Below are 14,684 nucleotides of genomic sequence, written 5' to 3' on the forward strand. Positions count from 1 at the left end.
GATGGTGTATCGTATACAGAAGCCACAAACCGATAAACTACAAACTACAAACTAGTACCCTTTCGATTCCTGAACCGGCTTGGTGGGAGTGTCTGCGCCCACGACGCCGAAGCGACGATAAGCGTCTTCCATGATGGTGGCCGTTGCGCTGGCCCCCAGGCGCGTAACGCCCATCGCTTTGACGCGCAGCAGGCCGTCCAGGGTCCGGACACCGCCCGCGGCTTTGACCTGAATCCCCGGCCCGACGTGATCGAGCATCAGCCGCAGGTCATGCTCCGTGGCTCCTTCGTACGAATACGTCCCGTCGGGCCCCTTCACGAAGCCATAGCCGGTCGAGGTCTTGACAAACTCCGCTTTAACGGCCGTGCAGATGTCGCACAGCCGGATCTTGTAGGCATCGTCCGGGAGGTAGTCGTTTTCAAAAATGACCTTCAGAATGGCCCCGTGTTGGGTGCAGGCGTCTTTAACGGCCTGGATTTCCGCCTGAACGTAGTCCCAGTCGTTGCCGAGGACCTTGCCGATGTTGACGACCATATCAATCTCAACGGCCCCGTCCCGGCAGGCTTGTTCGGTTTCGGCGACCTTTACGTCGATGGTACTGTTGCCGTGGGGGAACCCAATGACCGTACCAACCAGGACGTCGGAACCGGCCAGCAGTTCGGCCGCCATCCGGACGGCGTACGGTTTGATGCAGACGGACGCGACGTCGTAGCGTCTGGCGAGTTCGCAGCCGTCGCGCAGTTCGGCGTCGGTCAGCGTGGGGTGAAGAAGCGAGTGGTCAATCAGTTTGGCAATCTCGCGGACAAGGGTCTGGCTCATGAGTACGAAGAAAAAAGAGTCGGGATGATTACAGAATATTACTGATGGCGTACTGCTCGGTATGGCAGTAGAGCAGACTGTACACGTAGAAATCCGGCAGGCTGGTCAGGTACCGCCGTTCGATGTAGAGCAGGGGGGTATTGCGTCTGCAACCGAAAATCGTGGCCTGTTCCGGACGGGCGGCTACGGCGCGCAGACTCTGTTCCAGGTTGCGGATGTCGATCTGGTGCCGCACGCTCAGGGTCCGAAACAGCGAACCGTCCAGAAACGGCTCCGTCAGCAGCGATGCTGTCGCGTTCTGAATCGGTACGAAGGTGTGTTCCAGCATCACCGGTACGTCGTCGGCGTAGCGCAGGCGGTTTATGGCGATGCAGCCGGCCTGCTGCTCGTCGGCCGATAGCGGATAAACAAACGGAGCCGGCCAGTCGGCCGGCGCGGGTGGATTCAGGAACGTAGTCCGTACCTGGTGGCTGGTGTTACCCACTACGTCCGAAAACCCCCGGAACGACAGTAAGCCCAGCGACGGTCGGGTAGAGGTCACGAGGCTGCCCTTGCCGTGCCGCCGTTCGATGAACCCATCCCGCACGAGTTCGTTCAGCGCCTGCCGAACGGTCATCCGGGTGGTTTGGAACGTCGCGCACAGCTCGTTTTCCGACGGAAGCAGACTGCCGGTTGGATAAACGCCCTGCTGAATCTCCTGTTTCAGCGTGTGATGGATCTGTTGGTAGTGACGTAGCCTGGTCATGACGCCATGAAAGTAAGCAAGGAATCTTGTATAGACAACTTTTTGGCAATTATTTAATTCTGCAACGGAGCTGCAAATTGTACTTGCCCAAGGAAACCGATCAGTTTATAATATGAACGAAATACACCATAATACAGGTCTGGACGGCAGGGCAGGAGGGGAGTAGAAAGCGAACGCGTGGGATGACAGCCGTTATTTTTATTTTTGCCGGAAAATTTGTATATTTGTCTATAGCCCGGCGTATACGTCATGTATGCGCTGAAATAGTAAATTTTTGCGAAACCCCTTGTTATATGACGGACGAAACGCCCGATCTGGAATCCCCCAGCAATATCATTCCCATTAACATTGAGGACGAGATGCGTGGTGCCTACATCGATTACTCGATGTCGGTAATTATCTCGCGTGCCTTGCCCGATGTTCGCGACGGTCTGAAGCCTGTGCACCGCCGGGTGCTCTTCGGTATGGCCGAGCTGGGGGTGAACTACAACAAACCATATAAAAAATCCGCCCGTATCGTCGGGGAGGTGCTTGGTAAGTACCACCCGCACGGCGATGCGTCGGTCTATGATACCATGGTCCGGATGGCCCAGGATTGGTCGCTGCGGTATCCGCTGGTCGACGGTCAGGGGAACTTCGGCTCCATCGACGGCGATTCGCCGGCGGCCATGCGGTATACCGAGGCCCGTCTGAAGCGCATCGCCGAGGAAATACTGACCGACATCTACAAAGAAACGGTCGATTTTCAGCCCAACTTCGACGACTCGCTGGAAGAGCCGTCGGTGATGCCCGCCAAACTGCCGAACCTGCTGCTCAACGGCTCGTCGGGGATTGCCGTGGGTATGGCTACCAACATGGCTCCTCACAACCTCTCGGAGGTAGTCGACGGGATCGTGGCGTACCTGGATAACACCGACGTTACGGTGGAGGAACTGATGGAGTACGTCAAGGCGCCGGACTTCCCGACGGGGGGAACCATCTACGGTATGGAAGGGGTGAAGTCAGCCTTCCGTACGGGTCGGGGCCGGGTGGTGATCCGGGCCAACGCGACCATCGAGGAAAATCGGGGCAAAACCCAGATCATCGTCACGGAGATTCCGTACATGGTCAACAAAGCGGTAATGCTCGAAAAGACGGCCGATCTGATCAACGAAAAGAAGATTGAGGGCATCTCGGCGTTCCGCGACGAGTCGGACCGTGACGGACTGCGGGTGGTATACGACCTCAAGAAGGACGCCATTCCCAACGTGGTTCTGAACAATCTGTATAAGCATACGTCGCTGCAATCGTCCTTCGGGATCAACAACGTCGCGCTGGTGAAAGGCCGCCCGATGGTGCTGAATCTGAAAGACATGATTCGCTACTACGTTGAGCACCGGTTCGAGGTTGTTACCCGGCGGACGCAGTACGAACTTCGCGAAGCCGAGAAGCGGGCGCATATCCTCGAAGGTCTGCTCATCGCGCTTGACAACATCGATGCGGTGATCGAACTGATCCGGGGGTCACGCGATCCGGAAGTAGCCAAGAACGGTCTGATGACCCGCTTTGAACTGAGCGAGGTGCAGGCCAAGGCGATTCTGGAAATGCGTCTGCAGCGCCTGACGGGACTGGAGCGGGATAAACTCCAGGCTGAGTTCGACGAACTCATGAAGCAGATTGCCGACCTGAAGGCGATCCTCGCCAGCGAAGAGCGCAAGCGGCAGGTAATCAAAGACGAACTGATCGATGTTCGGGCCCGCTACGGGGATCTGCGCCGGACGCAGATCAACCCCCTCGGCGACGGCGATATCGACGATCTGTCGCTGATTGCGGACGAGGAAATGCTCATTACCATCTCCCACGAAGGCTACGTAAAGCGGACTCCGCTGAGCGAGTATCGTACGCAGGGGCGGGGTGGTGTAGGGGCCAAAGCCGTGGTGACCAAAGACGAGGACTTTACCGAGCACCTCTTTACGGCCACCATGCACAACACCCTGCTGATTTTTACCCAGAAGGGCCGGTTGTACTGGCTGCCGGTATACAAGCTGCCGGAAGGAAGCCGAACGGCAAAAGGGCGGCCATTGGCGAACTTCATCAACATTGAGTCGGACGATACCGTTCGGGCGGTGATCAATGTGAAGAGCCTCGACAACGACGATTACATCAACAATAACTACGTCGTGATGTGTACCCGCCAGGGCACCATCAAGAAGACCCTGCTCGAAGCGTATTCGCGGCCCCGGCAGAACGGCATCATCGCCATCACCATCGATGAGGATGATCAACTGCTGGCGGTGTGTCTGACCAACGGCGACAACGAAATCGTCATTGCGTCCAGCGCCGGTAAGGCGGTGCGTTTCCACGAAAGCCGGGTGCGTCCGATGGGTCGTACGGCCGCCGGGGTGCGGGCCATTACCCTCGACGACGAGGATTCGACCGACCACGTTATTGGTATGGTGTGCATCGGCTCGGATAATCCGCAGCTGCTGGTCGTTTCGGAGAAAGGGTACGGCAAGCGGTCTGATATCGACGAATACCGGGTAACCAACCGGGGCGCTAAAGGCGTTGGTACGCTGAAGGTGACCGATAAGGTTGGTAAACTGGTGGCCGTACTTGACGTAACGGATAACGACGACCTGATGATCATCAACAAATCGGGGATCGCCATCCGGATGGCCGTCAGTAACGTGAGCGTAATTGGCCGCAATACCCAGGGCGTTCGGCTGATTCGCCTGAACGAAGGCGACGAAATTTCGTCCGTAACAAAAATTGAGAAAGAAGAAGGGGAGGAGGGTCCCGCGGTCGTTGCTGAGCCCCAATCTCTTGACGAATAGGTCTTTATAGGGACCGGCGTTGAGCCGTTCGTGGTGGCTGACCGACATCATGAACGGCTCAAACAATTTAGGCACTGTCATGCTTATACGGATGGATTCCGTAATTTCGTTCTTGAAAACAAAAAACATAACCACTTACTCATGAAAAAAACTGCTTTAGCGCTGCTGGTTTGTTTACTATCGGCGGGGGTATACGCTCAGAATCAGGGGCAGAACCAGCAGGGGCAAAGCGCTCAGGGCGCCAATGCGCTGGACGCTGCCATGAAAGAATCCCTTAAAAAGGATAAGGAAAAAAGCGACAAAGCCATTACGGAAGAAAAAACGGCCGCCAAAGCGAATACGTGGCTGGACCGGGCCAAGACGTACCAGAACATAGCGGCTCAGGCCCCTGAAATGGATCCGAATGCGGCTATGGTGGCGTATGATTCGTACAAAAAAGTCGTGGAGCTGGATAAGGACAAGAAAGGTGGTCCGGGCCGTCTGGCCAAGGAAGCCGACGAAGCCCTGAAAGGCCAGAGCATGTACGCAACCCTGATGAACGCCGGAGCCGCAAAATACCAGGCCAAGGAATTCGGTGAGGCCGTGAAACTGATGCGCATGGCCGGCGACATTATGCCGAAGGATACGACGGCTGCGCTGTTCACCGGTATTGCTGCCCAGCAGAACCAGGACAATACCCTGGCCAAGGAAGCGTTCGAGCGCTACGCTGCCAACGGGGGTAAGGACCCCAGCGTGTACTATTCACTGGCTACGCTGTACCGCAACGATAAAGAAACCGACAAGGCGATGGCGGCTCTGGATAAAGGACTGGTTGCCCTGCCGGGTAACAAGGACCTGCAGGCCGAAAAAGTCAACATCATGCTGTCGTCGGGTCAGACCGAGCAGGCCATTGCCAGCATGAAGGAACTGGTTGCCAAAGATCCGAACAACGTGCAGAACCTGCTGAACCTCGGTATCCTGTATGATAACGCAGCCGGTAAGTTAAGCGAGCAGATCCGGAAGGCAGAAGGCGAATCCCGGAAAGGTGGGGATGTTCAGAAGAAGCTGGCCGACGACAAAGCGACCCTGGATGTGTATACGTCGGAGATTGCCCGTCTGAGCGCAGCGCTGAAGAAGCAGCCGAAGAATGCCGCTGAACTCCGTCGTCAGCTAACGGACGTGCAGAACAAGCAGAAGGAGCTGAAAGCAAGCGTAGCTCAGGCCGAGACGGAAGCGAAGCAGGCGGCTGCTACGCCAGCCTCGGGTGGTGCTGGTCAGTTAGCTGATCTGAAGAAGCAGTTTGAAGAGCAGCGGTCGCAGGCCAAAGAATACTACGATAAAGTATTAGCCATTGAGCCGAATAACTACGACGCCAACTTCAACCTGGGCGTTTTCTATTTCAACGAAGCGGTTGAGCTGAAGAAAACCGTTGACCAGATGAGCATGGCCGATTATCAGAAGAATGGTAAGCAAATCGATGGCCAGGTATGCGGTAAGTTCAAGCAGGCGGAGCCGTACTTCCTGAAAGCAAAAGCGGTGAAGGAAGAAGCTGACCTGACCGAAAACCTGAATACGCTGCAGAACGTACTGAAGCAATACGAGCAGAATAAAATCGTCTGCGTAGAAAGCAAATAAGGAACGGGATCTACGAGAGGAGGCAGTCATCGAAAGGTGACTGCCTTTCTTCTGAAAACTTTACTTAACATAATATAAATTATACAACAAATTGTATGGCCCAGGAATAGCTTACTAGGCTTGGTACCCGGACCTGACCAACGTACCGACAGCCTGCCTGGTAGAAGCTGAAGGGATGGGCTAACCCACCTGTCCGCAAGTGGACGAGGATCTGTCCGGCAGCGGACGAGGAGTGAACAGCCGATTGCGAATCCGACCAGAAAACGCCGATTCTGCGGACTGGCAAACTATTTGGGGGGTGTTACTCAACCGCTCCCTTCTGAACGACTATGCTACGCCATTTCTTTACGGTTGCGCTTCGACAGCTGACCAGACAATCGCTCTTTGCCGGGTTTAATCTATTCGGGATTGCAACGGGCATTGCCTGCTGCATCGTTGTCTATCTTTTGATTCAGCATCATTACTCGCTGGATGCTTTTCATAAGAACGCGCCGAGCCTGTTTACCATCAATCACGTGCGGACGACAAACGGTCAGGCCGAATTGTGGGCTGGCTCCCCGGATGCGCTCGGGCCGGCCCTCCAGAAGGACTTGCCACAGATAACCCGCGTGGTTCGCTACGATGGCGCCAACGCCGTTGTTAAATACGGTTCAACTGTATTCCACGAATTTATACGTCTGGCCGATCCGGAGTTTTTCAGGATGTTCAGTTTTCCGTTGCAGGCCGGCCAGGCTGATCCCCTGCGAGATGTATCGGGCATCGTTTTATCCGATGCGATGGCCCGAAAATACTTCGGGGATAAACCCGCCGTCGGCAAATCGCTGACGGTACTCTTCAACGGCAATACGCGCCGAACCTTTACCGTGACGGCCGTGGCGGCTCCGTTTCCCAACACAGCCAGTTTCAGCTTCGACCTGCTGGTACATTATAAAGTTGGTAACGCCCTGGGCTGGTCCGGCAACGACTGGAAGCGGACCGTACAGGCAACGTTCATTCAACTGGCTAAACCAACTGACGCCGGTGCGGTAGCCAGGGCCCTGCCATCGTATACCAGGCTGCACAACGCCATCAATGACCAGGCGCCTATTCGGTCGTTCTACCTGGAAAACGTAACCGAGATTTCGCTTAGCTCCTATAAGACCCGGCATTCGTTAAGCGGAGGGACATCCCCTACCGGTCTGATTGTGCTGGGCGTGCTGGCCGGTCTGGTGCTGATCATGGCCTGTTTCAATTTCATGAATTATACCCTGGCCACGTCGACGACCCGCTTTCGGGAAATTGGGGTGCGAAAAGTACTGGGCAGTACGCGCCGGCAGCTCATCTATCAGTTTATCGGTGAGAATGTATTGATGGGTAGCCTGGCCCTGGTGACTGGCCTGGTGCTGGCCAAAACGCTGTTCCTGCCTACGTTCAGCCGACTCATTGACTATTACCAGCTGGAGTTTAGTCTGAGCGGCAACTGGCAGCTGATCGTATTCCTGCTGGGACTGATCCTGCTCATTGCGCTTTTATCGGGGGTTTACCCGTCGCTGTACGTGAGTAGCTTCAGCCCCATCACGGTATTGAGCGGTCGGCAGCGGATTGTCAGCCGGAACGGACTGATGCGGACGTTGCTAGGGCTTCAGTTTGGCCTGGCTATGTTTACGATTTCGTCGGCCCTGCTGATGACCCGCAACGCGCAGTTTCTGCGCCGGATGGACATTGGGTATACCCCCTCCGATCTGCTGGTGCTTCGTACGCCCGATGCGCAGGGGTTTACCCGGCTCCGCGACGCGGCCGTCCGACTGGCCGGGGTAACGCGGGTGGCGGGTTCGCAGGACCAGATTGGCCGATCAGCCGATCAAATCGTAACCCTGGAGGAAGGCGTTACCAAAACAACCGCCGATCTGCTGCGCGTGAGTGCCGACTACCTCAGTACGCTGGGTATACGGATTCAGGAGGGACGTAGTTTTGTGCCCGACTCCCCTGCCGATGCTGCCCAGGCCATTCTCGTGAACAAAGCGTTGGTCAAAGCGATGGGCTGGACAACGGCGGTTGGCCGACAGCTACGTATGCAGGATAAACTATACCGGGTGGTGGGTGTAGTCGATGACTTTAACTACCGCTACTTCTTCGTAAAGATTGCGCCCTGTGTGTTGCGGTTGAATGTACCCGAGGAAAATCGGGTGTTAACGATAAAGGTGCGTTCGGATGAGGTCGAAGCGGTGACGGAGCGGATGAAAGCGGCCTGGCAGCAAGCCATACCGGATGTTCCCTTTGACCTGTCGCGGCAGGAGGATGTGTATGCGATCAGCTTCGATGAGTCGCGCCGGGTAAAGGACGTATTTACGTACGTGGCCTTACTCACATTGATTATGTCGACCATGGGACTGTTTGCGCTGGTATCGCTGAACATTGCCCGTAAAACTAAGGAGATCGGAATCCGGAAAGTCCTGGGTGCATCAGACCTGACTATTGCCGGCCTGCTGAACCGGGAGTTCTTGGTGCTGATTGCCGTAGCGGGTGGTATCTTCCTGCCGTTGGCGTACTACGCGCTGTCTGCCGTCCTGGATGCCAACTACGCCTATCACATTCCGGTTACGCCGGGGGTATTCTTCAGCACACTGGTAGGGATGCTCTTGCTGGCTACCGGACTAATCAGCGTCCTGGTGTACCGAGTTGTTACGGCTGCTCCTGTACAGGCACTCCGTTCAGAATAAGGGGTGCCTTATAGGATGATTACCTGGCTTTAATCATGGTTTTACGGCGTAGTCCACAGCATTATCCACAAGTTATCCACGTGGAACACTAAAGTATTGCTTTACAGCGGGTTAGGAAGATCGTAGTAAAAACGGCCAAATTGACCCATACAGGCCGTTTTTTATAAAGTCAAATCCGATTAATAGCCGAGTAATTCAAGTAGCACTTCACTCGATTAGGAGTGAATAATGTAAAATTTATTATATTTAATCAGTCTAAATTAAGATAAACTGGGTGAGTATTCCCGAAACGTACCATCCGTATAAAAGATCAGAATTCGCTCCACTCGCTTCTCGCCGGATGCAGACGGCGCAGGGGCGGACGTTTCATGGGGGAATGGGGGTTGAATGTCGGCGGGGGTTGGAGCGATTTCACTACGTTGGCTGCGAACCAGAGTCGGAACCGATGCCTGACCAGTGGTCCGAAAGGCAACGGGCCGTTCTGAACGCTCCTCAGTCGGGCGATTAGCCGGACGACTGTACCCGGCCTGGGCACCTCCCATCGCTTCATCTTCCATAATCCATTCATACCCTAACTCAGGAAACCGCCGGATTATCTTCTGAATAATGTCGAAGCTGGGGCGATTCCGGCCCGAAAGAATGTGGGAGATACTGGATCGCTGGACGCCGATTTCGTCGGCGAAATAAGAAGGAGACAGATTTTTGTCAATCAGTATCTGTTTAATCTTGTCATTAATAGTCATACTATTTAATAAAGTTAATCAGAGATAGTCCTAAAGAATGTATACAAATATAGATTATTAATTTAAATCAAATAGCACATGATGTAAATTATCACAAAGTTCAATTGTAAACGATATTGTAAACTTCTTTCCATCAATTGAACTTTGTGATAAAACTATATTATTACAGAGTTAAACAGATACGTTGTTCTCGCGGAGGGCGTCGTTCAGGGATGTTTTTAAATCCGTCGATTCTTTTCTTTTCCCAATGATGATGGCACACGGTACCTGAAAGGAGCCGGCCGGGAATTGTTTAGTGTAGCTGCCAGGGATGACAACGGAATTAGCAGGAACATACCCTTTATACTCGATGGGTTCGTCGCCGGTGACGTCAATGATTTTTGACGAACCCGTAATGGTTACTCCGGCTCCCAACACGGCGCGTTTGCCGATGTGAGCGCCTTCAACGACAATGCAGCGTGATCCGATAAAGGCGCCATCTTCCACAATAACCGGTGCGGCCTGAGGGGGCTCCAGAACGCCCCCGATTCCTACGCCCCCACTGAGATGCACATCCTTTCCAATCTGGGCGCAGCTGCCGACGGTCGCCCAGGTATCGACCATAGTCCGTTCATCTACGTAGGCACCAATGTTCACATACGACGGCATCAGTATAACCCCCGGTGCCTGGAATGATCCGTAGCGGGCTACGGCCGGCGGAACGGCCCGAACCTTTGCTTCTACAAAATTTGTCTTGAGTGGAATCTTGTCGTGGAAGGAAAAAATGCCCACCTCCTCGGGTTGCATCGGTTGACTGACAAAGTAGAGGAGAATGGCTTTTTTCACCCACTCGTTTACCGTCCAGGGTTCGTCGTCGGCTGCGGGCGGGGTGGCAACCCGGAGTTCTCCCCTATCCAATTTGTTGATTATAGTATCAATCAACGTACGGTTCTCGGGGTCGTTCAATAACGATCTGTCTTGCCAGATTCGGTCAATAGCATCCTGCATAGCTTAAAGAAATAATTCACTTAAAAAGCAATAACACCCTGGTAATCATGGGTGTTACGAGGTTAAACAAAATAATGTTTGGCAGTAATTAGAGAAGCTGTTTATGAGCGATTACTGCTCATGCAAAGGTAATTAAGGGACTTATATAAATAAAATATATTCGTTTCGAATCCTTGGTCTGTAAAAAAGAATGCCCCCCTTAACCAGTCATTCTGCGCAGCCGGGTTCTCAAGTCCAATCTATTCCTGGGTGGGGAAGCCGGAACAGTTGGCTACAAAGCTGGGTAGATAATGACACATCGTTGTAGACGCATTGTCAAGGCACGCCTGACGGCTGCTGAGATACACCCAGGTACGAATAGGTAAGGCAAAAGTCGAGCCAATGTATAAGGCTGCATAAACCAAAAGAAAACCATCAAGCCGAATGTCCGTATGGTGGGTTGGAAGGGAATGATTGTGTAGTACTAGTTATAGGAATGAAAATGCAAAGTCAAGTCTATTCGATCCGGACCAGTACTAAATTAGAGAAAGATCATTTTCGTGAAAGAGACTAGGAGGATACTGTCAGAAGCAGGAGATCTACGTCCGAATGAACCTTAATTCTTCTCATGTCATAGCTTCCTAATTGATAGGATGTATTGGTGAGGTTCAGACAAGGCGAAGATTGACTTGACATCATACTAATTAATGAAGCTATTTACGATTTACTTCTGAGCGTGTTTTTATCATTTCGACATCAAGAGGAATCGTCTGTAGCTCGAAGAGTGGTTATCCGCGAAGATTTCCTCCTGGGTCGAAATAACAAATACGTCCTCTTGAGAAAGACTGTAAAAAGGTTACTGACTAGCGTAGAATAGCCTGCTAGGTGGAATAAGTGTAGACTATAAAAAGAATGTAAGGATTGAGTGGATTAAAAGCTAAGGAATAATAGCATCACAAATCGATATATATTAGTAATACGATCCTTTTTTTAGTAATTATAAATTAATACTCTCCTACCCTATCCTATTCACAATATTTAGTAATAACATAAAATACACATTAGTATTTAGTAGTAAAATTAGTAGTATTTGCTAAATTATTTAGTATTTTATAGCAAATTAGCTACTAATTACTAATTATGAATGCTAAAATAGTATGTTTTGCTAAATACCCTATACTTATTACTAAAACTATCTCACTCCTTTATTAATCCGTATATTTGGGCCCGAATCAAACCACTTATTAAGTACATGGAAAAAATTCGTGTTGCTATTAATGGATTTGGCCGAATTGGCCGCTTATCCTTCAGACGGTTATTAGAAAAGGAAAACATTGAGGTTGTTGCTATAAATGACCTCACCGACAATGCAACATTAGCTCACTTACTTAAATACGACTCTGTTCATGGCCGTTTTCCCGGCACGGTTGAATCAGATAATGAAAGTCTGACGGTTAATGGAGTGAAAATTCATGCCTATGCTGAACGGGATCCTAAGAACCTGCCCTGGGCTCAGCTTAATATAGACGTAGTACTGGAATCGACGGGTCGGTTTGTTGATGAAGCCGGTGCGGGTATGCACCTGCAGGCCGGCTGTAAGAAAGTCGTTATCTCGGCGCCTGCTAAAGGAAACATTCCTACGGTCGTACTCGGCGTGAATGACGATACTCTGACCGGCGACGAAACTATCGTATCGAACGCTTCGTGTACAACGAACTGTTTAGCGCCAATGGCTAAAGTACTTGACGATGTGTTCGGCATTGAAAAAGGCTACATGACGACAATCCACGCGTACACGGCTGATCAGAACCTGCAGGATGCTCCCCACTCCGATCTGCGCCGGGCGCGGGCCGCTGCTCTGTCTATTGTACCAACGTCCACAGGAGCCGCCAAAGCAGTCGGTTTAGTATTGCCGCAATTGAAGGGCAAACTGGACGGCAACGCCATGCGTGTTCCGACACCGGACGGGTCGCTGACTGACCTGACGGTTATCCTGAAGCGGGAAGCCAGCGTAGAGGAAATCAACAACGCAATCAAGCAGGCATCGGAATCGTCGCTGCAGGGTATTCTGGAATACTGTGTTGATCCGATTGTTTCGGCCGACATCGTTGGCAATCCTCACTCCTGCATCTTCGACGCTAAATTGACAACGGTCAATGGAAACCTGGCGAAAGTCGTTGGCTGGTACGATAACGAGTACGGGTATTCAAGCCGCGTGGCCGACCTGATGACCATGTTATTTAAGTAAAAAGAGTTGATTTGTAAACCGATAACATTTTATTTTCAATTGTACATTGGTTTACATTTATAAATGTCACAAAAGGGTGTGGTTTTGTAAACTACATCCTTTTGCATTGTAAATAGTTAATTGTAAATCCTTTGTCAAAAAACAATTGTTCGTACTTTGTCTTTATACCAAAGTGAATTGAGTTTAATGAAGACTTATATAAATCAGTTGTATATTGTAAATCAGTGAAGCCGTGCGCCGGCAGCGTTTGTAAACTATAGGCAAACAGTTCAGGATTATCCGTCTTCAGATGAAGCGTCCCCTGAGGCACGAGAATTTGTTTGTACAGATTTAAAAATGAAGGATACGTCAGCCGGTGTTTCTCCTGCTTCGGCCGGGGCTGCGGATCGGGAAACGTAATCCAGATTTCATTCACCTCCCCCTCCTCGAAAAACTCGAGCAGATACTGGATGTCGGTCCGCAAGAACGCTACGTTTGTTAAACCCCGTTCGATGGCCGCCTGCGAACCCCGGGCAATCCGGTCACCTTTGATGTCGATCCCGATGAAGTTTTTTTCGGGGAACGCCTGGCCCAGTCCTACCGTATATTCTCCTTTTCCGCAGGCCAGTTCAAGTACAATAGGCTGTTGATTCTGGAAATACTCGTCGCGCCAGCGGCCTTTGCACGTTTTGTAAAATGGTTTACCAAGCTCAATTACGTTGGCACTTTCCTGGTTTTGTAAAAATCGGTGTTGCTTTCGGCGGGTCACTAGATCTTGTCAGTTAATTCGGCAATAATGTAATTACTCCCTGTAATCAGGATTAGGTCGTCGGTAGTCGCGGTACGTATCGCTGCATCGAGGGCCTCGTTTACGTCGATAAATGCCTCCCCTGCCAACCCCAGTTCTGCGGCCTCCCGCTGCAATACGTCCGCAGGCAGGGATCGGGGGGTTTGGGCCTGGCAGAAATAATAGCGGGCCGACGAAGGTAGCAGCCGCAGTACGGCAGAACGGTCCTTATCCGCTACCATACCGATGACCAGGTGTACCGTCCGGTGCGGTATGGAATCAACCGCCGTAAGGACCGCCTGTATCCCGGCCTGGTTGTGGGCCGTATCGGCCAGGACGATCGGGCGTTCATTCAGCCGTTGGAAACGGCCCTGTAAACCGGTTTGTTTAACCACGGCGGCCAGCCCGGCGGCCACCGCATCCCGACCAACGGGCCATTGCGTCTGTAACTGGTCCACCGTACCTAATACGCCCGGGAGATTCCGTACCTGATACGGGCCGGTCAAATCCAGGACAAAGGCGTCCGCTTGCCCGGTTACGCTGGTAACGCGTACCTGCCGAACTCCATCCACCAGTCCATCGTCCACGACGGTATAAACCTGATCGGCGAAGGTGATGCGCGCCTGCTGCTGATCCGCTACCGTTTGAAATACGGATTTTGTTTCCGCCTGGGTTTCGCTGATCACCACCGGCACCCCCGGTTTGATAATCCCCGCTTTCTCACCCGCAATCTGCGGCAGCGTGTCCCCCAGTACGTCCTGGTGGTCGAAACTGATGTTGGTAATAACCGACAGCTCAGGCGTAATGATATTGGTCGAATCGAGCCGGCCACCCAGGCCCACTTCGATAACAGCCAGGTCGACCTGCTGTCTGGCAAAATAGTCGAAGGCCATGGCCACCGTTACTTCGAAGAACGACGGCTCCACGGCTTCGATCAGGGATTGGTACGTGGTTACGAATTCGGCGACGTCGGCTTCCGCAATGGGGGTTCCGTTCAACCGGATCCGCTCGGTAAAGGATTTCAGGTGCGGAGACGTGTACAACCCCACCCGGTAGCCAGCCGACTGGTAAATGCTGGCAAGCATGTGGGAGGTACTCCCCTTACCATTCGTTCCCGCTACGTGTATCGAGCGGAACAGCTGGTGCGGATTGCCCAGAGCCGCACTCAGCCGTTCAATATTGGCCAGTCCAGGTTTGAGCGCCTTCGCACCAATCCGGTGAAAGACCGGCAATCGACTATATAAATACGCGAGTGATTCACTATAGTTCAT

General features: G+C 52.3%; 10 protein-coding genes. 4 read left to right on the top strand and 6 right to left on the bottom strand.

All coding sequences use genetic code 11. The annotated features are described in order from the left end of the window. Positions 1-51: 51 nt before the first annotated feature. Together deoC and DYU11_RS10875 are read right to left on the bottom strand one after the other, a co-directional pair. A complete protein-coding gene (deoC, locus tag DYU11_RS10870; protein ID WP_119667706.1) occupies positions 52-819 on the bottom strand; it encodes a deoxyribose-phosphate aldolase in 768 nt (255 codons plus the stop codon). A 28-nt stretch (positions 820-847) separates the two neighbouring features. Next, positions 848-1,564, bottom strand: coding sequence for a GntR family transcriptional regulator (locus DYU11_RS10875; protein ID WP_119667707.1), 717 nt, complete (start codon positions 1,562-1,564; stop codon positions 848-850). A gap of 293 nt (positions 1,565-1,857) precedes the next feature. Between DYU11_RS10875 and gyrA the strand changes: the two genes are divergently transcribed. From gyrA to DYU11_RS10890, 3 genes are all read left to right on the top strand, one after another. Next, positions 1,858-4,377 carry a DNA gyrase subunit A gene (gene gyrA, locus DYU11_RS10880; protein WP_119667708.1) on the top strand — a complete coding sequence of 840 codons (2,520 nt, stop codon included), beginning with the start codon at positions 1,858-1,860 and terminating at the stop codon, positions 4,375-4,377. Positions 4,378-4,518: 141 nt separating this feature from the next. Then, a complete protein-coding gene (locus DYU11_RS10885; protein ID WP_119667709.1) occupies positions 4,519-5,991 on the top strand; it encodes a tetratricopeptide repeat protein in 1,473 nt (490 codons plus the stop codon). A gap of 329 nt (positions 5,992-6,320) precedes the next feature. Further along, on the top strand, positions 6,321-8,690 hold the full coding sequence (locus DYU11_RS10890; protein WP_119667710.1) for an ABC transporter permease: 2,370 nt from the start codon (positions 6,321-6,323) through the stop codon (positions 8,688-8,690). 260 nt (positions 8,691-8,950) lie between these two features. Here the strand turns inward: DYU11_RS10890 and DYU11_RS10895 are convergent, their stop codons facing one another. Both DYU11_RS10895 and DYU11_RS10900 read right to left on the bottom strand, forming a co-directional pair. Beyond that, positions 8,951-9,433 carry a helix-turn-helix transcriptional regulator gene (locus tag DYU11_RS10895; RefSeq protein WP_119667711.1) on the bottom strand — a complete coding sequence of 161 codons (483 nt, stop codon included), beginning with the start codon at positions 9,431-9,433 and terminating at the stop codon, positions 8,951-8,953. A 171-nt stretch (positions 9,434-9,604) separates the two neighbouring features. After that, on the bottom strand, positions 9,605-10,420 hold the full coding sequence (locus DYU11_RS10900; protein ID WP_119667712.1) for a 2,3,4,5-tetrahydropyridine-2,6-dicarboxylate N-succinyltransferase: 816 nt from the start codon (positions 10,418-10,420) through the stop codon (positions 9,605-9,607). A 1,231-nt stretch (positions 10,421-11,651) separates the two neighbouring features. On the opposite strand from DYU11_RS10900, the gene gap reads away from it, so the two are divergent. Beyond that, the gene (gap, locus tag DYU11_RS10905; protein WP_119667713.1) at positions 11,652-12,647 is read left to right on the top strand and encodes a type I glyceraldehyde-3-phosphate dehydrogenase; all 996 of its coding nucleotides are present in this window, start codon (positions 11,652-11,654) and stop codon (positions 12,645-12,647) included. Positions 12,648-12,738: 91 nt separating this feature from the next. On the opposite strand, the gene trmB is transcribed toward gap, so the two are convergent. Together trmB and DYU11_RS10915 are read right to left on the bottom strand one after the other, a co-directional pair. Beyond that, a complete protein-coding gene (gene trmB / locus DYU11_RS10910) occupies positions 12,739-13,395 on the bottom strand; it encodes a tRNA (guanosine(46)-N7)-methyltransferase TrmB (RefSeq protein WP_119667714.1) in 657 nt (218 codons plus the stop codon). Beyond that, a complete protein-coding gene (locus DYU11_RS10915) occupies positions 13,395-14,684 on the bottom strand; it encodes a bifunctional folylpolyglutamate synthase/dihydrofolate synthase (RefSeq protein ID WP_119667715.1) in 1,290 nt (429 codons plus the stop codon). The genes trmB and DYU11_RS10915 overlap by 1 nt, the downstream gene beginning before the upstream one ends.

This window comes from Fibrisoma montanum, assembly GCF_003583365.1.
In the GTDB taxonomy this organism is placed as follows: domain Bacteria; phylum Bacteroidota; class Bacteroidia; order Cytophagales; family Spirosomataceae; genus Fibrisoma; species Fibrisoma montanum.